The following is a 17,465-nucleotide window of genomic DNA, read 5'->3' on the forward strand; positions in this document are numbered from 1 at the left end:
CGGGTCAGAGTCCATTTTCAGCATCCAAGGCCTCTTGAAACGCAATCTCCTCGCTCAGAGTCAAGCCCATGCTCTCGGCCCAGCGCTGTGCTAGGCGTTGGAGCGTATCGAAATCACGGACTTTCGATTTGTATGCATTCAGTGCAGCCGACTGAGTCAGTATTGATGTTTCAGCTTCGGAAAACGCTTTTTTCAGATCCATGAGATCTTGGGCGGGGATGTAGTTGGCCGAGCCCACTGCATGCACCAATGCTTCTTTCAAAGCGCTTTTATCGGAGCCCTTCAGGACGATGGCGTAATTTGGATTTCGGCCGACACTTCCGCGATGAATGCTCATTGGTGGAAGTACGCGCTGTGTTGAAACGCTTTGAAGCATACTGCAAAGCACAGTGCAGTTTTTTTCGCTGTGCTTGTACCTTGGCATCTCGCTTAACAAATTGCGATTTATCATGAAACTGCTTTTGTCTTTTTCGGGGAGCTCGGAAGACGTGACAGGTGCGACTTGGACAATATGTTTAGATATTACTTTGGTCACGACTGCCAGGCGTCGCTTATGCATCTCTCCGAAAAGAACTGTGTCCATGTATCGCTTGTTGCTTCTAACCTCGGAGCTTGCACGTGCTACCTGCTGCACAAAGCCAAAATCAACCTTTACGAGAGTTCCTTGTCGAATGAGCTTGTGAATTTTTACACAGGGATTCTTTCTCAGTGTTTTGAATAAGAATTCTTCTCGCGTTACATCATGAGGCCAGAGATAGATTTTAAAGATAGCGGGCGAAGGTAGCTGCGGGGAAATACGTTCGGTTGCATGAAGTCTCCAGACATGACTGGCCCGAAGCTCAAAGCGTTTGGTAAGAAATACAGGGTAGAGTGATTTACTTGCGCTGAGGTTAGGCTCTAATGCTATTAGCGTTTCTTGGATACCTGAATAGGATTCGAATCCCAGCATGTGAGGCTGATCAGGCCTATCACTCGATAACTCGAAATATTGAATAATCATTAATGTCTTGGTCCCTCAAGCATCGGCGTACACAGGGGGGCGGGGTTAGTAGCTTAGAGCGTTCGCTTGTTTGTTCTCTCGAGACTGTTTTGCAGGACTTTTCTGAAAAATATTGAAATAGCTGGAGTTTTCTATTCAGAGAAATATCCTACGCAGATTGTCGACTGCCATTACCTTCTCAGTGGGAACTCCTGCCTCTAGGCTCCAGACCGTCGCCGAATAACTTGGCGATCGGGTGTGGTAACCCGGTAACAGGAAGGTATCAGAGTCGTCTATGGCGGCTGTGCGCGGGAGGCTTTCGAGCCTGCCGGGTCTGGTACCTCCCCGGTTTACCACCCCGTGTACAGCTGCCACCCATTCGTGTGGTAACGGACGAGGTGTCAGCCCTACTCTGGTAGAGGTTGCCATGACCAAGAAGATTGTCCCCGATCCCCCCCTCCCAAACACCACCACCCACCCCTTCGGCCGCTGCGATGCCGGTCACCCACCGCTCTTCACCGTAAACCCCAACATCGAAGCCCATGATGCCCTGGTACACGTCGCGCTCTACCTGCGCTGTGCCTATGACACCGGCATCAAGGCCCTTGACCATCTACGCGACGAGGGGCGTGGCATGTACTGGTCGAGTCTGCATTCGCTGGAAATGGCGGAGGGGTTGGTGGAGGCGATGCTCGATGGCATCGAGTCGGCGCCAGCACCTGGGAGGCCCCGGCAGGGCGGTTGATCGCGTGTTGGCGGGCAAGTGCAGGGCGATAGTTTTGCAGTGCTCTTGAGATCGAGCGCCGCCCGCGCGGCGCTCGATTTCATAGGCGCTGCAACGCTTGCGGCGAACACCACGCAGGGCTGACCCTCAAGGCAGCAATACCGTCGAGCCAACGGTCCGCCGCGCCGACAACTCCGCCTGCGCCTTGGCCGCCTCACTCAATGGATACCGCTGTTGGATATCCACAACCAGCTTGCCACTGGCGATCATCGCGAACAGGTCATCGGCCATGGCCTGGGTGTTCTCGGCATTGTTGGCGTAGCTCCCCAGCGTCGGCCGGGTGACATACAACGACCCCTTCTGCGACAGGATCCCCAAGTTGACCCCGCTTACCGCGCCGGAGGCATTGCCGAAACTCACCATCAACCCTCGCGGCCTCAGGCAATCCAGCGAAGTCAGCCAGGTATCGGCCCCCACGCCGTCATACACCACCGCGCACTTTTGACCGTCGGTCAGCTCCAGCACGCGTTTAGCCACGTCTTCATGGCTGTAGTCAATGGTCGCCCAGGCCCCGAGCGCCTTGGCCCGTTCGGCCTTCTCGGCGGAGCTGACAGTGCCGATCAGCTTGGCCCCCAGCGCCTTGGCCCATTGGCAAGCCAGCGAACCCACCCCACCGGCAGCCGCATGGAACAGCACGAAATCCCCCGGCTGCACAGCATAGGTCTGCTTGAGCAGGTACTGCGTGGTCAGCCCCTTGAGCATCACCGCCGCCGCCTGCTCGAAGCTGATCGCATCCGGCAGCTTGACCAGGTTGGCCTCCGGCAGTGTATGCACCTCGCTGTAGGCCCCCAGCGGCCCGCCGGCATAGGCCACGCGGTCGCCGACCTTGATCCGGCTGACGCCCTCGCCCACTGCCTCGACCACCCCCGCCGCTTCGGTACCCAGCCCGGAAGGCAGCGACGGCGGCGCATACAGCCCGCCACGGAAATAGGTGTCGATGAAGTTCAGGCCGATCGCATGGTTGCGCACGCGCACTTGCTGCGGGCCGGGCGGGGCCGGGTCGAACTCTACCAACTGCAACACTTCCGGGCCGCCATGCTGGCTGAACTGAATATGCTTGGCCATCACACACTCCTGTCTTTGGGTCGCTCGGTTTGCACGAAAAGTGCCTGCGCGACGATCATGCTGCGTTGAAAACAGGCTCGGAATGCTCATTTGCAACCAGCAAAGTCGAACGCGACTCCGACCGTTCCTCGCCTGTTTTCGCCTTGCCTGATCGCCGCTCGGCGACTTTTCGTACAAACCTTAAAGGCCTTCTATCGGACGCCTTTGCTTGATCGCCGTCAACTGCGGCGCGGGGTTTGCCGGTGGTATGCTACGCGGCGAATTTTCCCCGCTCCTTCCAGGTGACCCGATGACCAGCCGCACCGAGGCCGTGAAAGCCTACCTGCTCGACCTGCAAGACCGCATCTGCACTGCCCTCGAGAACGAAGACGGCGGCGCCCGCTTCGTCGAGGATGCCTGGGTGCGTGATGCCGGCGGCGGCGGTCGCACGCGGGTGATCGGCGACGGCAAGGTGATCGAGAAAGGCGGCGTGAACTTCTCCCACGTGTTTGGCAGCGGATTGCCGCCGTCGGCCAGTGCCCACCGTCCCGAGCTGGCGGGCCGTGGGTTCGAGGCGCTAGGCGTGTCGTTGGTGATCCACCCGCACAACCCGCATGTGCCGACTTCCCACGCCAACGTGCGGTTCTTCATCGCCGAAAAAGAGGGTGAAGAGGCTGTATGGTGGTTCGGCGGCGGCTTCGACCTGACCCCCTACTACGGCAATGAAGAAGATTGCGTGCACTGGCACCGCGTGGCCGAGCAGGCCTGCGCGCCGTTCGGCGCCGACGTGTACCCGCGCTACAAGGCCTGGTGCGACCGCTACTTCCATCTCAAGCACCGTGGCGAGCCACGGGGCATCGGCGGCCTGTTCTTCGACGACCTGAACGAGTGGGACTTCAACACCTGCTTCGCCTTCATCCGCGCCATCGGTGACGCCTATGTCGAGGCCTACCTGCCGATCGTCCAGCGCCGCAAGGACACCCCGTACACCCCCGCCCAGCGCGAATTCCAGGAATACCGCCGTGGCCGCTACGTGGAGTTCAACCTGGTCTATGACCGTGGCACCCTGTTCGGCCTGCAGTCCGGTGGCCGCACCGAATCGATCCTGATGTCGCTGCCACCGCAAGTGCGCTGGGGCTACGATTGGAAAGCCGAACCAGGCAGCGAAGAAGCGCGCCTGACCGAGTACTTCCTGCAAGACCGCGACTGGCTTGCCCAGTAAGCCTGTGGAAACCTGAGGATCACCCATGGACCAGTACGTCGTTTTCGGTAACCCCATCGGCCACAGCAAATCACCGCTGATCCACCGTCTGTTCGCCGACCAGACCGGCGAGGACCTGGAGTACGCCACCCTGCTGGCGCCGCTGGACGAGTTCAGCGACTGCGCCCGTGGCTTCTTCAAGCAAGGCTGCGGCGCCAACGTCACCGTGCCGTTCAAGGAAGAGGCCTACCGCCTGTGCGACAGCCTCACCCCACGTGCCAAGCGTGCCGGCGCGGTGAACACCTTGAGCAAGCTGGCCGACGGTACGTTGCAAGGTGACAATACCGATGGCGCCGGGCTGGTACGCGACCTCACCATCAACGCCGGGGTCGAGCTGGCCGGCAAGCGCATCCTCATCCTCGGTGCCGGGGGGGCGGTGCGTGGCGTGCTGGAGCCGATCCTGGCGCACAAGCCGCAGTCGCTGGTGATCGCCAATCGCACGGTGGAGAAGGCCGAGCAGCTGGCCCGTGAGTTCGATGAGCTGGGGCCGGTTGTGGCCAGCGGTTTTGCCTGGTTGCAGGAGCCGGTTGACGTGATCATCAACGCCACCTCGGCGAGCCTGTCCGGCGAGCTGCCGCCGATTGCCGACAGCCTGGTCGAGGCGAGGCGTACCGTTTGCTACGACATGATGTACGGCAAGGAACCGACGCCGTTCTGCCAGTGGGCGAGCAAGCTGGGCGCGGCCAAGGTGCTGGATGGATTGGGGATGCTGGCGGAACAGGCGGCCGAGGCGTTCTTTATCTGGCGTGGGGTTCGGCCTGAGACCGGGCCGGTGCTGGATGAGCTGCGTCGGCAATTGGCTCGCGGCTGAGGCTGCAATTTTGGGGCTGCGAAGCAGCCCCAGTCATTCCTCAAAGCGAATGGGGCACAGTTCAACCCCCTCCAGCTTCTGCAACTCCTCCACCACCTGCGGTCGTGCCCGTTGCAACGTCAGGCTCCCGCCACTGCGCATCAACCGCCGCGCCTCACGGTGCAACATATCCACACCTGAGTAATCGATGAAATTCACCTGCCTTGCATCGATCACCACGTGTGGTCCCTGGCAGCGCTGAAGGCGCACCTGAAGGTAATGCGCCGCGCCAAAGAAGATCGACCCACCCACCCGCAATACGTCCGCCTCCCCTTCCCGGCTTTGCTGCACCCGTGGCCTCGAGGTGCGCTTGAGGTAGAAGAACAATGAGGCCAGCACCCCGGCATAAATCGCCGTCTGCAACTCCAGCAGCAGCGTCGCCGTCGCCGTCAGTGCCATCACCAGGAACTCCGAGCGGCTGACCCGGAACAGCGCGCGAATGCCGCGATGGTCTACCAGTCCCCAGCAGATCAGCAGGATGCTCCCTGCCATCGCCGGGACCGGCAGGTGGGCGATCAGCCCGGCGCCGGTCACCGCGAACAGTGCGACCCACAGCGCTGAGAACACCCCGGCCAGTGGCGAGCGGGCGCCGGCATCGTAGCTCAGGCCCGAGCGAGTGAAGGAACCTGCGGACAGATAACCGGAGAAAAACGCGCCGCCGATATTAGACAGGCCCTGTGCACGGATTTCCTGGTCAGGATCTATCAGTTGCTCCGAACGTGCCGACAACGAGCGGGCAATCGACAGGCTGGTGACCAGCCCTAGCATGCCCACCGCCACAGCGCTGGGCAGCAGCCGCAGCATCAGTTCCACATCCAGCAGAGGCAGCGGGCTGAAGGGCGGGAGTTGCCCGGTGAACGCAGCCACCCTGGACACATGGCCGAACACGCTGGGAAATAGCCAAGCCACCAGGCTGACCAGCAGCAGGCTTATCAACAGGCTCGGCCAGCGCGGGCGCCACAGCTTCAGGGCAATACCGATGACCAGCGTGGCCAGGCCCAGGGCCAGCGATGACAGATCAACTTCGCCCATGTGTCCAGCCAGGTCCTGCACAGTCTTCAACGCCGTGGCCTGGCTCGGCAGGTCCATCCCCAGGAGGTTCGGTAACTGCCCAAGGGCGATGACGATGGCGGCGCCGAGGGTGAAGCCCAGCACCACCGAGTGGGAAACGAAATTGACCAGCGCACCGAAGCGCAACAGCCCCAGCAGCAGCTGGAAGATGCCGCCAAGGAAGGTCAGCAGCAGTACCAGAGTTACATAGTCGGCGCTGCCGGCCACGGCCAGGGGGCTGATGCTGGCGTAGAGGACGATGGAGATGGCGGCCGTGGGCCCGCAGATCAGGTGCCAGGACGAGCCCCACAGACAGGCGATCAGCACGGGGACGATGGCGGCGTACAGGCCGTACTCGGCGGGCAGCCCGGCGATCAGGGCGTAGGCAATTGACTGCGGCAGGGCGAGGATGGCGCCGCTCAGGCCCACCAGCAGGTCCTGGCGCAGGCTGCGGCCCGATTGGCGGGGCAGCCAGGTGAGGAAGGGCAGCAGGTGGGTCAGGCGGGGCATGGGGTGTCCTTGAGGTGCATGATCGCTGTAGGAGCGGCTTCAGCCGCGATGCAGGCAACGCGGTGTCTGGTACCCACTGCGCGGGTAATCGCGGCTAAAGCCGCTCCTACAGGTGTTGTGTCGCTTGTTAAGTCATAGTTTGGCCTTTATAGCCTCTAGCGCGTCACCACCGGCTTTGGTGGTCACTCCAGCCAACCACCCTTCCAACAACTGCGGATGCGCTTTCACCCAAGCCTTGGCCGCCTCATCGAAGCTCACCTTCTTATCCACAACCTCGGCCATGATGCTGTTCTCCATCTCCAGCGAGAACTTCAAGTTCCCCAGCAGCTTCGCCGCATTCGGGCAGGCTTGTGGATAACCTTTGCGGGTCAGGGTGTAGACATCGCCCTTGCTGCCGAACCATTTCTCCCCGCCCGTAAGGTAATGCATCTTCAGCTTCACGTTCATCGGATGCGGAGTCCAGCCCAGGAAGGTGATGAACTGCTGCTTCTTCACTGCCCGGTCCACTTGAGCGAGCATCGCCTGCTCGCTGGACTCGACCAGTTTCCACTGGCCCAGGTCGAACTCATTCTTGTCGATGATCTCTTTCAGCGACAAGTTGGCCGGTGCGCCTGAACCAATGCCGTAGAGCTTCTTGTCGAACTGCGCAGCGTGCTTGTGCAGGTCGGCGAAGTCTTTCACGCCCGCGTTCCATACGTAATCGGGCACCGCCAGGGTGAACTCGGTGCCTTCCAGGTTTTTCGCCAGTTGCTGCACATCGCCATTGGCGATGAACTTGTCATGGAAGCCCTGCTGCGCCGGCATCCAATTGCCGAGGAAAGCATCCACCCGGCCATCTTTCAGGCCGCCATAGATAATCGGCACGGCCAGGCTGTCGATCTTCACCTGGTACCCCAGGCTTTCCAGGAGCAGCCGGGCCACGGCGTTGGTGCTGGCGATATCGCTCCAGCCGGGGTCGGCCATCTTCACGGTGCTGCATTGCGCGTCGTTGTCGGCGGCGTGGGCCGTGCCCAGGCTCAGGGCCAGGGTGAGCACGGCGGTGGAGAACTTCTGCATGGCGGCCTCTCTTCTCAATCCAGGGGTGCGGGCTGTGGATAACGTGCCTTGCGCTCGAGGTCGTCGAGATCGATATGGTTGCGCATGTACTGTTGGCTGGCGTCCACCAACGGTTGGTGGTCCCAGCTTTTCAGCTTGCCGATGGCCAGTGCCTCGGCCACCAGGCGGCGGCGCCGTTGGCTGGCCAGCACCTGCTGGCGCAGGGCCGGGATATCCCAGCGCTGCCTGGCTTCATCGGCAAATGCCTGCAGCAGCGCCTGGTGGTCCGGGCTGCCGGTGAGGTTCTCCCGCTCGTGCGGGTCGCGGCTCAGGTCGTAGAGTAGCCATGGGTCGTCTTCGCTGTACACGAACTTGTAGGGGCCACGGCGGATCATCATCAGCGGGCCGACCGTGCCTTCGGCCATGTACTCGCCTATTACCTCGTCATGCCCGCCCTGCCCTTGCAGGTGGCCGAGCAGCGAGCGGCCGTCCAGGTGCAGGTGGTTATCCACAGCGCCGCCGGCCAGTTCGACCAGGGTCGGCAACAGGTCGCAGGTGGAAACGCTGGCGCTGACGCGAGCTGGCCCGAAGCGCTTGGGCGCGTGGATCAGCAACGGTACCCGCGCCGACATCTCGAACCAGTGCATCTTGTACCAGAGTCCGCGCTCGCCAAGCATGTCGCCGTGATCGCCCGAGAACACGATCAGGGTGTCGTCGGCCAGGCCGCACTCCTCAAGGGTCTGCAGGAGCTTGCCGATGTTGTCGTCGATGTAGCTGCAGGCACCGAAATAGGCGCGGCGGGCGTCGCGGATCTTGTCCACAGGTAGTGGCTTGTTCCACAGGTCGTAGACCTTGAGCAGCCGTTGCGAGTGCGGGTCCTGCTCGCCCTGAGCGATCTCGTCCTGCGGCAGGGGGATATCCACATCCTCGTACATGTCCCAGTAGTGCTTGGGAATGGTGTAGGGGTCGTGGGGGTGGGTCATGGAGACGGTCAGGCAGAACGGCCGGCCGTCGTCCTCGCGCACATGGTCATAGAGGTACTGGCGCGCCTTGAACACCACCTCTTCATCGAAATCCAGCTGGTTGGTGCGCACGCAGGGCCCGGCCTGCAACACCGAGGACATGTTGTGGTACCAGCTCGGGCGCACCTCCGGTTCATCCCAGTTCACCGCCCAGCCGTAGTCTGCCGGGTAGATATCGCTGGTCAGGCGTTCTTCGTAGCCGTGCAGTTGGTCCGGGCCGCAGAAGTGCATCTTGCCCGATAGCGCTGTGCGGTAGCCGAGGCGGCGCAGGTAGTGGGCGTAGGTGGGCGCGTCGGCGGGGAAATCGGCAGCGTTGTCGTAGGCGCCGATACGGCTGGGTAACTGACCGCTGACCAGGGTGAAGCGCGACGGCGCACACAGGGGGCTGTTGCAGTAGGCACTGTCGAACACCACGGCCTTTTCGGCGAGGCGAGCCAGGTGGGGCATCTTGATCGGCGATGGATTGTAGATGGGCAGCAAGGGCGCGGCCATCTGATCGGCCATGATGAACAGGATGTTGGGTCGCTTCATGGGAGCCTTCCATCGTCGAGAGTTATGGGTACCGCTTGCAATCCAGCATGCGGCTGCGGATAACAGTGGTAAAGCCCATGCCGGGCAATGACTGGGATTAGCCAAGCTTATGTTTGAGCACCTTGCCGACCTGCCCCTCGACACCTTGCGCGTGTTCGAGGCCGCCGCCCGCCTGCGCAGTTTCACCGCTGCCGCCGTGGAGCTGGGCACGACCCAGCCGGCGGTCAGCCAGCAGATGAAGCGCCTGGAGGCGCAGCTGGGCACGCGGTTGTTCGACCGGATCTACCGCGGTATCGAGCTGACCGAGGCGGGGTTGCTGTTGTTCGAGCAGGTGCACCAGGGCTTGCAGGCGATGGACGATGGCGTTGCCCAAGCCAGTGGGCGCGGCCAGCGCGAGGTGCTGCAGGTAGCTACCGACTTCGCCTTTGCGGCGTTCTGGCTGATGCCACGCCTGCAGCGTTTCCACGAGGCTTATCCACAGGTGGACGTGAGCCTGGTGACCGGCGAGCGCAGCCAGGCGATGCTGCGTCCGGACATCGATGTGGCGGTGCTGTTCGGTGATGAGCGATTCCATCAGGGCGAGAGCCGCTGGCTGTTCGATGAGGAAGTTTTTCCGGTGTGCAGCCCTCGGCTGATTCATGGCAAACCCTTGTCAGCCGTGGCTTTGCAGAGATTGCCATTGCTGCATCTGAAGGGCGAGCAGGCCAGTCGCTGGTTCGATTGGGCCGGAGTTTTCCGTGGTCTTGGTGTGGACAGCCCTCCTCCGTCCGGTCAACTGCGGTTCGACAACTACACCCTGCTGATTCAGGCCGCGATTGCCGGCCAGGGCGTGGCGATCGGCTGGGCGCACCTGGTGGATGGGCTGGTCGAGCAGGGGCTGCTGTGCCGGCCGCTGGAAGGCAGTTTGCGCTCGAAGCGGGGGTATTACGTGGTGCTGCCGCCACGCAAGCGGCGTGGGGCGTTGATCGAGCGGTTTGTGGATTGGCTGGAGCAGGAGCGCCTGTAATGAGATGGCGTAGACTTCAAGATGTTCGCATTACTGCAATCAGGAGCCACCGTGCAAAGGATCAAGGGCTATCACGCCCACGTGTACTACGACGCATCGACCATGCAACAGGCCCGTGAACTCTGCGAGGAGGCGACGCGGCTGTTTCCCGTGACCATGGGTCGCATGCACCAGAAGCCGGTCGGGCCGCACCCGGACTGGAGCTGCCAGCTGGCGTTCGGGCCGGAGGTCGTGGGGGTGGTACTGCCGTGGCTGGCGCTGTATCGCAAGGGGCTGGTGGTGTTCCTGCACCCGGAAACCGGGGATGAACTGGCGGATCACCGCGATCATGCGATCTGGATGGGGGCAATCAGGCCGTTGGACCTGTCGATTTTCGAAGGCTAGTTGCTTGGGCCGGCAAGCTCCCACGAGTCGTGTGGGAGCCGGCTTGCCGGCGATCGAGGGCGGAGCCCTCGCGCTTAGTTGCGTGCCGCGCGCACACCTTCGGCCAGCGCCGAGCACAGGCTCAGCACATCAGTCACGGCCTGCTCGGCACCCTTGGCCTGGGCGATCTTGTCGACCAGCGCCGAGCCCACCACCACGCCATCGGCCAGGCGGGCGATAGCCGCAGCCTGCTCCGGCGTGCGAATACCGAAACCAACGCTGATCGGCAGGTCGGTATGCCGACGCAGGCGCGCAATGGCCTCGGTCACATGCTCGGTGGTCGCCGAGCCCGCACCGGTCACACCGGCCACCGAGACGTAGTAGACGAATCCGGAACTGCGCTCCAGCACGCGTGGCAGGCGCGCGTCGTCGGTGGTCGGGGTGGTCAGGCGGATGAAGTCGATGCCCGCGGCCTGGGCCGGTGTGGCCAGCTCGGCGTCATGCTCGGGCGGCAGGTCGACGATGATCAGGCCATCGACACCAGCTTCCTTGGCTTCGGCGACGAACTGCTCCACGCCGAAGCGATGGATCGGGTTGTAGTAACCCATCAGCACGATCGGAGTGGTTTGGTTATCCACGCGGAATTCACGCACCATCTGCAAGGTCTTGGCCAGGGTCTGGCCGGCTTCCAGGGCGCGCAGGGTGGCGAGCTGGATCGCCACGCCATCGGCCATCGGATCGGTGAACGGCATGCCCAGCTCGATCACGTCGGCACCGGCGGCCGGCAGGCCCTTGAGGATTTGCAGCGAGGCATCGTAGCCGGGGTCGCCAGCGGTAACGAAGGTGACCAGTGCCGAGCGGCCTTCGGCCTTGAGATCGGCGAAGCGTTGTTCGAGACGGCTCATACCTGTTTCTCCTGGGCGGCCATGTGGTTCATCACGGTTTGCATGTCTTTGTCGCCACGACCGGACAGGCAGATCACCATCAAGTGGTCCTTGGGCAGGGTCGGGGCGCGCTTGATCGCCTCGGCCAGGGCGTGGGAGCTTTCCAGCGCCGGGATGATGCCTTCCAGGCGGCAGCTGGTGTGGAAGGCGTCGAGGGCTTCGTCGTCGGTGATGCTGACGTATTCCACGCGCTTCACTTCGTGCAGGTAAGCGTGCTCCGGGCCGATGCCGGGGTAGTCCAGGCCTGCGGAAATCGAGTGGGCGTCGGTGATCTGGCCGTCGTCGTCCTGCAGCAGGTAGGTGCGGTTGCCGTGCAGCACGCCTGGTACGCCGCCGTTCAGGCTGGCCGCGTGCTTGTCGGTGTGCACGCCGTGGCCGCCGGCCTCGACGCCGATGATCTTGACGCTGGGCTCTTCGAGGAACTCGTGGAACAGGCCCATGGCGTTGGAGCCGCCGCCGACGCAGGCGATCAGGCTGTCGGGCAGTCGCCCTTCCTTCTCGTGCAACTGGGCGCGGGTCTCTTTGCCAATGATCGACTGGAAGTCGCGGACCATCGCCGGGTACGGGTGGGGACCTGCCACGGTGCCGATCAGGTAGAAGGTGTCATCGACGTTGGTCACCCAGTCGCGCAGGGCTTCGTTCATGGCGTCCTTGAGCGTGCCGGTGCCAGCGGTGACCGGAACGATCTCGGCGCCCAGCAACTTCATGCGGAACACGTTGGCCTGCTGGCGCTCGATGTCGGTGGCGCCCATGTAGATCACGCAGGGCAGGCCGAAGCGCGCGGCGACGGTGGCGGTGGCCACGCCGTGCATGCCGGCGCCGGTCTCGGCGATCAGGCGTTTCTTGCCCATGCGCTTGGCCAGCAGCACCTGGCCGATACAGTTGTTCACCTTGTGCGCGCCGGTGTGGTTGAGTTCTTCACGCTTGAAGAAGATCTTGGCGCCGCCGCAGTGCTCGGTCAGGCGCTCGGCGAAGTACAGCGGGTTGGGCCGGCCGATGTAGTCGCGCTGGAAGTAGGCCAGCTCTTCAAGGAACTTGGGGTCGGCCTTGGCGGCGTCGTATTCGCGGGCAAGGTCGAGTACCAGCGGCATCAGGGTTTCGGCCACGTAGCGGCCGCCGAACGAGCCGAACAGGCCGTTGGCGTCGGGGCCGGGGCGGTATTGGGTCTGGGTCATGGGGCGCTCCGTAGGCGAAGTAGAGATTCGATGAGCTTTACTCTAACCACGACGTGGTCGGCTGAAAACCGATAAGATTGCGCAAACCTGTCAGGAAAACTCACAAGTAAGATGGCTCAGGACCTTCCTCCCCTCAATGCGTTGCGGGCCTTCGAGGCGACAGCCCGGCTGAACAGCGTCAGCCAGGCAGCAGAAGCGCTTCATGTCACCCATGGCGCGGTCAGCCGGCAGATCAAGGTGCTTGAGGAGCATCTTGGGGTAGCCTTGTTCGTCAAGGATGGGCGTGGCGTCAAACTCACAGATGCCGGTGTGCGTCTGCGCGATGCCAGCTTCGAGGCCTTCGACCGGCTGCGCGGTGTCTGCGCCGAGCTTTCCCGCGATGCCGACGAAGCGCCGTTCGTGCTCGGTTGCTCCGGCAGCTTGCTGGCGCGTTGGTTCATCCCCCGCCTGGGGCGCCTGAAAGCCGACCTGCCGGAGCTGCGCCTGCACCTGTCAGCGGGCGAAGGTGACCTTGATCCGCGACGCCCGGGGCTGGACGCACTGCTGGTCTACGCAGAGCCACCGTGGCCGGCGGACATGCAGGTACATGTGCTCGCCGAGGAGCGCATCGGCCCGGTGATGAGCCCGCGCTTTGACGCTTTCGATCGTTTGAAAGCCTTGCCGGCCGTGGCTTTGCAGCATGTTGCCGTACTCCATACGACTTCGCGGCCGCAGGCTTGGCCTACCTGGGCGCGACAGCATGGGCTGGCGCCCGAGGCGCTGAGTTACGGGCAAGCCTTCGAGCATCTCTACTACTTGCTGGAAGCAGCGGTGGCCGGGCTGGGTGTGGCCATCGCCCCGCAACCGCTGGTGGCGGACGACCTTAAGGCCGGGCGGCTGGCCGCGCCATGGGGCTTTTCCCCCACCAATGCGGCACTGGCCTTGTGGGTACCCCGGCGCGCCGCAGACGGGCGCGCCGAGCAACTGGCGCAATGGCTGCGCCAGGAGCTGCAGCGACAGACGGGTTAGTTACGGCGGCACATCAGGTAGGCGGCCAGCAGGCCCAGGGCGCCTACCGCGACACCTGCGGTGGTCCAAGGGTGTTCCTGGGCATAGTCGCGGGTGGCTACGCCGGTTTCGCGGGTGCGGGTCTTCACTTCCTCGTAGGCATCGCTGAGCAGGCTGCGTGAGTGCTTGAGGGCGCTTTCGGCGTTGCCGCGCAGCGTCTTCATGGTCTTCTGCGTTTCTTCCGACGCATCGTGCTTGAGGCCTTCCAGAGTCTTGAGGAGGCTTTCGATCTCGGCTTCCATGCTTTCCAGTGAGGTTTTGCGCAACGCATTGCGTGCCATGTCGACTCTCCTTGCTGAGTGGGGATGTACAGGTTGCGACTGCGCAGCTGGGTGAAAGTGCGATCGAACTTTCCCCTGCGGCGATCGCTCGCAGGTAAACCGGGCCTGTGCTGCTAGGCTCAAGCCACTACCACTCAAGGAGAGCGCTCATGTCGGATCATCACACCTACAAGAAGATCGAGCTGGTCGGGTCTTCGCCCACCAGCATCGAAGAAGCGATCAACAATGCCCTGGCCGAGGCCGGCAAGAGCATCAAGCACCTGGAATGGTTCGAAGTGATCGATACCCGCGGGCATATCCGTGACAACAAAGCCGCGCATTTCCAGGTGACGCTGAAGGTTGGGTTCCGCATCGCCAACAGCTGAAACCAAGCTGGGCTAGGCTCGCCCGGCGTGTTGGGGTATCAAGGTTGCAGGGCGCGTGCTTCGCGCCCTTTTTGTCTTTGATCTGTACAAGGAAAGCGATCGATGAAGAAATTGATTCTGGCCGTGGGGCTGATGGCTGGCGGTGCGATGGCGGCGGGCAAGCCGTGCGAGGAACTCAAGGCTGAGATTGCGGCGAAGCTCGATGCCAAAGGGGTGAAGGGGTACTCGCTGGAGATCGTCAACAAGGGCGAGCCGGCCGGCAAGGTAATCGGCAGCTGCGAGGGCGGGACCAAGGAAATCGTCTACCGCCGCGGCTGATCGAATCCTTATCGCGCGGCAAGTCGCAGCGGCTTGCCCCGCGATTGAGTTCACTCGGCCTTGAGTGCCTGCGCCATCAGCTCATAGGACTTGATCCGGTCCGCGTGCTCATACAGGTCACTGGTAAAGATCAGCTCGTCCGCCCCCGTCTGCTCCAGCAACACCTCGACCTTCGCCCGCACCTTCTGCGGGCTGCCGATCATCGCCAGGCCCAGGAAGCTGCTCACCGCATCACGTTCATGGGGCAGCCAAAGGCCATTCATGCTCTCGACGGGCGGACGCTGCATCAGGCTCTGGCCACGGATCAGCGCGAGGATGCGCTGGTACACCGAGGTGGCCAGGTATTCGGCCTTTTCGTCGGTTTCAGCCACCACCATCGGAATGCCCAGCATCACGTAAGGCTTGTCCAGCGTCGTCGACGGTTTGAAATGGTCGCGATAGATGCGGATCGCCTCGTGCATGTAGCGCGGCGCGAAATGCGAAGCGAAGGCGTAGGGCATGCCGCGCATGCCGGCGAGCTGGGCGCTGAACAGGCTGGAGCCGAGCAGCCACATGGGTACCTCGGTGTCGTGGCCGGGTACGGCGATGACCTTCTGGTCGTCGGTGCGCGGGCCCAGGTAGCGTGACAGTTCCTCGACATCGTCCGGAAAGTCGTCGGCGCTGCCGGAGCGCTCGCGGCGCAAGGCGCGGGCGGTCATCTGGTCGGAGCCCGGGGCGCGGCCCAGGCCCAGGTCGATGCGGCCTGGGTACAGGCTGGCGAGGGTGCCGAATTGTTCGGCGATTACCAGCGGTGCGTGGTTGGGCAGCATCACCCCGCCAGAACCGATGCGGATGGTCGAGGTACCCCCGGCGAGGTAACCGATCAGCACGGCGGTGGCCGAGCTGGCGATACCGTCCATGTTGTGATGCTCGGCGACCCAGAAGCGGTTGTAGCCGAAACCCTCGACGTGTTGCGCCAGGTCCAGCGAATTGCGCAGCGATTGCGCCGGGCTGCCGTCGGCGCGTACGGGCACCAGGTCGAGGGTGGAAATCTTCAGGTCTCGCAGGTGCGTCATTGGAGCCTCCGCTACAGGTGGTTGGCCATGGGCCTTCTGGACTCTGTATGGGCATATTCGCTGGATTCAATGCCTTCTTGCAGATTGATCTGAACTTGGCGTGGGCCTGGTCCTCAGAACCTTAGACACCCCAACCCTGTGACAGGAGGCAGCATGAAGAAGACAGCATCGGCGGTCTGGCAAGGTGGCCTGAAGGATGGCAAGGGCCAGATCTCCACTGAAAGCGGCGCGCTCAAGCAAGCGCCCTACGGCTTCAACACCCGTTTCGAAGGCACGCCCGGGACCAACCCGGAGGAGCTGATCGGCGCTGCCCATGCCGGCTGCTTCTCCATGGCGTTGTCGATGATGTTGGGCGAGGCGGGATTCACGCCTGAACGGATCGACACTCACGCCGAGGTAAGCTTGGACAAGCAGGCTGATGGCTTTGCCATCACCGCCGTTCACCTGACCCTCAAGGCCACCGTGCCTGGGGCCAGCGAGGCGCAGTTCCAGGAGATCGCCAACAAGGCCAAGGCTGGCTGCCCGGTGTCCAAGGTGCTGAACGCAACTATCAGCCTTGATGCCACGCTGCTTTCCTAGGCGGCGCAACGGCGGCGGTTTCCTGTAGTCTAACCAGCGTTGGCAGCTCGTCTGCCCTGCCTCAGGAGCCGTTCCATGATCCGCGTAGCATTTGGTGTGCTGGCTTCCCTGCTGGCCACCGCCGCCCTGGCCGCGCCCAAGCCGTGCGAGGAACTGAAGGCCGAGATCGAAGCGAAGATCCAGGCGAACAAGGTTTCCTCCTACACGCTGGAGGTCGTGCCCAATGGCGAGGTCAGTGACCCCAATATGATCGTTGGCAGCTGCGATGGCGGCACGAAGAAGATCATCTACCAGAAGAATGATCGGTAAGGCTCGACAGTCGGGGCTGCACAGCAGCCCCACCATCGATCAAGGAATGCAGGTGACGTTGCTCGGTTCGTTCACCACCACCTTTCGGCTGGCATCGTACAGCAACACCTGCGGCTGCATCGCCGGAGCCCGGGCCTCCAGGCGGTAACGCTCGCCCGCCTTGAAATCGTTGTAGCGCACGGTCAGGTAGCAGGTCCGCTCGGTCGGGTCGGTACTGAAGCCACCGGCGTAGATCTCGTAGTCGAAGCGCACCACCAGTTCATGCCGGCCCGGCGTCACCTGGAAATAGCGGCCGTCGTCGAGGCGCTTGCCGTCCAGGCGGTCGGCCATGAGGGTGCGACCAGGGGTGATGGTGTACATGTCGATCCAGGCCTTGCCGGGGTCGGCGGGGGGCAAGGGGCTGGCGCAAGCCCCCAAAGCACTGAGGGCCATCAGCATCATGGGCTGGCGCATGGTGAAACTCCCGCTCGCGGTTCACAGGCTACAAGCATAGCGCCGTTCGCGGTGTTCAGGTGCGCTGGCAGCCTGCCGGTTCGCCCTGGCCGATCAGCTTCTGGCGCTGGTCGTAGAGTTTGATCCACGGCCGGAAGCCGATGCTGCCGGCTTGCATCTGGTAGCGCTGGCCGGCGGTGAAGTCCTTGAAGGTGAGGTTGAGCTGGCAGTCGCGCCACAGCGGCTCCTCTACCGGGCCGATGTTGCTGGGCGTCACGGCGAACTGGTAGCGCACGGTCAGTTCATGGTTGCCGGGCTGTACCTCGAAATAGCGGCTGTCAGCCCAGTCGCGTTCATCCACTTGCAGGGCGTGCAGCGAATCGTTGTCACCCGGTGCCAGGTCTACCCAGGCTTGATTCGGGTCCGGGTCGGGCAAGGTGGAACACCCGGACAACAGCACGAGCGTGCCGACCGCAAACAGTGTACGCATGGCAAAGCTTCCCCTTGGCGAGATAGTCTTGGTCG

21 protein-coding genes are annotated in these 17,465 nt (G+C 62.8%); 10 read left to right on the forward strand and 11 right to left on the reverse strand.

The features are described 5' to 3' along the window. Positions 1–4 precede the first annotated feature (4 nt). Complete coding sequence (locus OH705_RS01235; protein WP_267300652.1) at positions 5–1,000, reverse strand: type II toxin-antitoxin system PemK/MazF family toxin; 996 nt, start codon at positions 998–1,000, stop codon at positions 5–7. Positions 1,001–1,406: 406 nt separating this feature from the next. Here OH705_RS01235 and OH705_RS01240 point away from each other — a divergent pair, with 406 nt between their 5' ends. After that, a complete protein-coding gene (locus OH705_RS01240) occupies positions 1,407–1,724 on the forward strand; it encodes a hypothetical protein (RefSeq protein ID WP_094010813.1) in 318 nt (105 codons plus the stop codon). Between the two features lie 126 nt (positions 1,725–1,850). On the opposite strand, the gene OH705_RS01245 is transcribed toward OH705_RS01240, so the two are convergent. After that, complete coding sequence (locus tag OH705_RS01245) at positions 1,851–2,828, reverse strand: NADPH:quinone reductase (RefSeq protein ID WP_267300653.1); 978 nt, start codon at positions 2,826–2,828, stop codon at positions 1,851–1,853. Positions 2,829–3,117: 289 nt separating this feature from the next. Between OH705_RS01245 and hemF the strand changes: the two genes are divergently transcribed. Then, on the forward strand, positions 3,118–4,029 hold the full coding sequence (gene hemF / locus OH705_RS01250) for an oxygen-dependent coproporphyrinogen oxidase (protein WP_267300654.1): 912 nt from the start codon (positions 3,118–3,120) through the stop codon (positions 4,027–4,029). A 25-nt stretch (positions 4,030–4,054) separates the two neighbouring features. Then, the gene (gene aroE / locus OH705_RS01255; protein WP_104444669.1) at positions 4,055–4,879 is read left to right on the forward strand and encodes a shikimate dehydrogenase; all 825 of its coding nucleotides are present in this window, start codon (positions 4,055–4,057) and stop codon (positions 4,877–4,879) included. 33 nt (positions 4,880–4,912) lie between these two features. Here the strand turns inward: aroE and OH705_RS01260 are convergent, their stop codons facing one another. The 3 genes from OH705_RS01260 to betC form a co-directional block, all read right to left on the reverse strand. Continuing rightward, positions 4,913–6,478, reverse strand: a complete 1,566-nt coding sequence (locus OH705_RS01260; RefSeq protein ID WP_267300656.1) for a SulP family inorganic anion transporter — start codon at positions 6,476–6,478, stop codon at positions 4,913–4,915. A gap of 132 nt (positions 6,479–6,610) precedes the next feature. Beyond that, positions 6,611–7,534 carry a choline ABC transporter substrate-binding protein gene (choX, locus tag OH705_RS01265; RefSeq protein ID WP_104444668.1) on the reverse strand — a complete coding sequence of 308 codons (924 nt, stop codon included), beginning with the start codon at positions 7,532–7,534 and terminating at the stop codon, positions 6,611–6,613. Between the two features lie 14 nt (positions 7,535–7,548). Further along, positions 7,549–9,066 (reverse strand): choline-sulfatase, encoded by a 1,518-nt coding sequence (betC, locus tag OH705_RS01270; protein WP_038707098.1) that lies wholly within the window; start codon positions 9,064–9,066, stop codon positions 7,549–7,551. 109 nt (positions 9,067–9,175) lie between these two features. Here betC and OH705_RS01275 point away from each other — a divergent pair, with 109 nt between their 5' ends. Together OH705_RS01275 and OH705_RS01280 are read left to right on the forward strand one after the other, a co-directional pair. Beyond that, entirely contained in the window at positions 9,176–10,072 is an 897-nt protein-coding gene (locus OH705_RS01275; protein ID WP_267300657.1) for a choline sulfate utilization transcriptional regulator, read from the forward strand. 51 nt (positions 10,073–10,123) lie between these two features. Further along, the gene (locus tag OH705_RS01280) at positions 10,124–10,456 is read left to right on the forward strand and encodes a DOPA 4,5-dioxygenase family protein (RefSeq protein ID WP_023631190.1); all 333 of its coding nucleotides are present in this window, start codon (positions 10,124–10,126) and stop codon (positions 10,454–10,456) included. Positions 10,457–10,530: 74 nt separating this feature from the next. On the opposite strand, the gene trpA is transcribed toward OH705_RS01280, so the two are convergent. Together trpA and trpB are read right to left on the reverse strand one after the other, a co-directional pair. Then, the gene (gene trpA, locus OH705_RS01285) at positions 10,531–11,340 is read right to left on the reverse strand and encodes a tryptophan synthase subunit alpha (RefSeq protein ID WP_104444667.1); all 810 of its coding nucleotides are present in this window, start codon (positions 11,338–11,340) and stop codon (positions 10,531–10,533) included. Beyond that, positions 11,337–12,554, reverse strand: coding sequence for a tryptophan synthase subunit beta (trpB, locus tag OH705_RS01290; RefSeq protein WP_267300661.1), 1,218 nt, complete (start codon positions 12,552–12,554; stop codon positions 11,337–11,339). The genes trpA and trpB overlap by 4 nt, the downstream gene beginning before the upstream one ends. A 111-nt stretch (positions 12,555–12,665) precedes the next feature. Here trpB and OH705_RS01295 point away from each other — a divergent pair, with 111 nt between their 5' ends. Further along, complete coding sequence (locus tag OH705_RS01295; protein ID WP_046853594.1) at positions 12,666–13,562, forward strand: LysR family transcriptional regulator; 897 nt, start codon at positions 12,666–12,668, stop codon at positions 13,560–13,562. On the opposite strand, the gene OH705_RS01300 is transcribed toward OH705_RS01295, so the two are convergent. Continuing rightward, complete coding sequence (locus tag OH705_RS01300) at positions 13,559–13,882, reverse strand: DUF883 family protein (protein WP_023632598.1); 324 nt, start codon at positions 13,880–13,882, stop codon at positions 13,559–13,561. The genes OH705_RS01295 and OH705_RS01300 overlap by 4 nt on opposite strands. A 149-nt stretch (positions 13,883–14,031) precedes the next feature. Between OH705_RS01300 and OH705_RS01305 the strand changes: the two genes are divergently transcribed. Further along, on the forward strand, positions 14,032–14,247 hold the full coding sequence (locus tag OH705_RS01305) for a dodecin (protein WP_023632599.1): 216 nt from the start codon (positions 14,032–14,034) through the stop codon (positions 14,245–14,247). A gap of 102 nt (positions 14,248–14,349) precedes the next feature. Continuing rightward, positions 14,350–14,565, forward strand: a complete 216-nt coding sequence (locus tag OH705_RS01310; protein WP_267300662.1) for a DUF1161 domain-containing protein — start codon at positions 14,350–14,352, stop codon at positions 14,563–14,565. 50 nt (positions 14,566–14,615) lie between these two features. Here OH705_RS01310 and OH705_RS01315 read toward each other — a convergent pair whose 3' ends face one another. Further along, entirely contained in the window at positions 14,616–15,620 is a 1,005-nt protein-coding gene (locus tag OH705_RS01315) for an LLM class flavin-dependent oxidoreductase (protein ID WP_038707101.1), read from the reverse strand. Positions 15,621–15,773: 153 nt separating this feature from the next. Here OH705_RS01315 and OH705_RS01320 point away from each other — a divergent pair, with 153 nt between their 5' ends. Then, the gene (locus OH705_RS01320; RefSeq protein ID WP_028688713.1) at positions 15,774–16,199 is read left to right on the forward strand and encodes an OsmC family protein; all 426 of its coding nucleotides are present in this window, start codon (positions 15,774–15,776) and stop codon (positions 16,197–16,199) included. A gap of 75 nt (positions 16,200–16,274) precedes the next feature. Next, positions 16,275–16,508: a DUF1161 domain-containing protein gene (locus OH705_RS01325; protein WP_023628732.1), complete on the forward strand. Its 234-nt coding sequence runs from the start codon at positions 16,275–16,277 to the stop codon at positions 16,506–16,508. Positions 16,509–16,547: 39 nt separating this feature from the next. On the opposite strand, the gene OH705_RS01330 is transcribed toward OH705_RS01325, so the two are convergent. Continuing rightward, positions 16,548–16,961 (reverse strand): hypothetical protein, encoded by a 414-nt coding sequence (locus OH705_RS01330; RefSeq protein ID WP_023628733.1) that lies wholly within the window; start codon positions 16,959–16,961, stop codon positions 16,548–16,550. Between the two features lie 55 nt (positions 16,962–17,016). Next, positions 17,017–17,430, reverse strand: coding sequence for a hypothetical protein (locus OH705_RS01335; protein WP_023628734.1), 414 nt, complete (start codon positions 17,428–17,430; stop codon positions 17,017–17,019). Between the last annotated feature and the right edge of the window lie 35 nt (positions 17,431–17,465).

This window comes from Pseudomonas sp. BJa3 (assembly GCF_026343815.1).
GTDB classification, from domain to species: domain Bacteria; phylum Pseudomonadota; class Gammaproteobacteria; order Pseudomonadales; family Pseudomonadaceae; genus Aquipseudomonas; species Aquipseudomonas soli.

What these genes read in the sequence shown, in the direction of transcription:
- OH705_RS01320 (WP_028688713.1), top strand. Translation starts at nt 15,774, where the DNA reads ATGAAGAAGACAGCATCGGCGGTCTGGCAAGGTGGCCTGAAGGATGGC.
- OH705_RS01295 (WP_046853594.1), top strand. Translation starts at nt 12,666, where the DNA reads ATGGCTCAGGACCTTCCTCCCCTCAATGCGTTGCGGGCCTTCGAGGCG.
- OH705_RS01260 (WP_267300656.1), bottom strand. Translation starts at nt 6,478, where the DNA reads ATGCCCCGCCTGACCCACCTGCTGCCCTTCCTCACCTGGCTGCCCCGC.
- choX (WP_104444668.1), bottom strand. Translation starts at nt 7,534, where the DNA reads ATGCAGAAGTTCTCCACCGCCGTGCTCACCCTGGCCCTGAGCCTGGGC.
- OH705_RS01330 (WP_023628733.1), bottom strand. Translation starts at nt 16,961, where the DNA reads ATGCGCCAGCCCATGATGCTGATGGCCCTCAGTGCTTTGGGGGCTTGC.
- OH705_RS01300 (WP_023632598.1), bottom strand. Translation starts at nt 13,882, where the DNA reads ATGGCACGCAATGCGTTGCGCAAAACCTCACTGGAAAGCATGGAAGCC.
- trpB (WP_267300661.1), bottom strand. Translation starts at nt 12,554, where the DNA reads ATGACCCAGACCCAATACCGCCCCGGCCCCGACGCCAACGGCCTGTTC.
- OH705_RS01235 (WP_267300652.1), bottom strand. Translation starts at nt 1,000, where the DNA reads ATGATTATTCAATATTTCGAGTTATCGAGTGATAGGCCTGATCAGCCT.
- betC (WP_038707098.1), bottom strand. Translation starts at nt 9,066, where the DNA reads ATGAAGCGACCCAACATCCTGTTCATCATGGCCGATCAGATGGCCGCG.
- hemF (WP_267300654.1), top strand. Translation starts at nt 3,118, where the DNA reads ATGACCAGCCGCACCGAGGCCGTGAAAGCCTACCTGCTCGACCTGCAA.
- OH705_RS01315 (WP_038707101.1), bottom strand. Translation starts at nt 15,620, where the DNA reads ATGACGCACCTGCGAGACCTGAAGATTTCCACCCTCGACCTGGTGCCC.
- OH705_RS01335 (WP_023628734.1), bottom strand. Translation starts at nt 17,430, where the DNA reads ATGCGTACACTGTTTGCGGTCGGCACGCTCGTGCTGTTGTCCGGGTGT.
- OH705_RS01245 (WP_267300653.1), bottom strand. Translation starts at nt 2,828, where the DNA reads ATGGCCAAGCATATTCAGTTCAGCCAGCATGGCGGCCCGGAAGTGTTG.
- OH705_RS01305 (WP_023632599.1), top strand. Translation starts at nt 14,032, where the DNA reads ATGTCGGATCATCACACCTACAAGAAGATCGAGCTGGTCGGGTCTTCG.
- OH705_RS01275 (WP_267300657.1), top strand. Translation starts at nt 9,176, where the DNA reads ATGTTTGAGCACCTTGCCGACCTGCCCCTCGACACCTTGCGCGTGTTC.
- OH705_RS01325 (WP_023628732.1), top strand. Translation starts at nt 16,275, where the DNA reads ATGATCCGCGTAGCATTTGGTGTGCTGGCTTCCCTGCTGGCCACCGCC.
- OH705_RS01240 (WP_094010813.1), top strand. Translation starts at nt 1,407, where the DNA reads ATGACCAAGAAGATTGTCCCCGATCCCCCCCTCCCAAACACCACCACC.
- aroE (WP_104444669.1), top strand. Translation starts at nt 4,055, where the DNA reads ATGGACCAGTACGTCGTTTTCGGTAACCCCATCGGCCACAGCAAATCA.
- trpA (WP_104444667.1), bottom strand. Translation starts at nt 11,340, where the DNA reads ATGAGCCGTCTCGAACAACGCTTCGCCGATCTCAAGGCCGAAGGCCGC.
- OH705_RS01310 (WP_267300662.1), top strand. Translation starts at nt 14,350, where the DNA reads ATGAAGAAATTGATTCTGGCCGTGGGGCTGATGGCTGGCGGTGCGATG.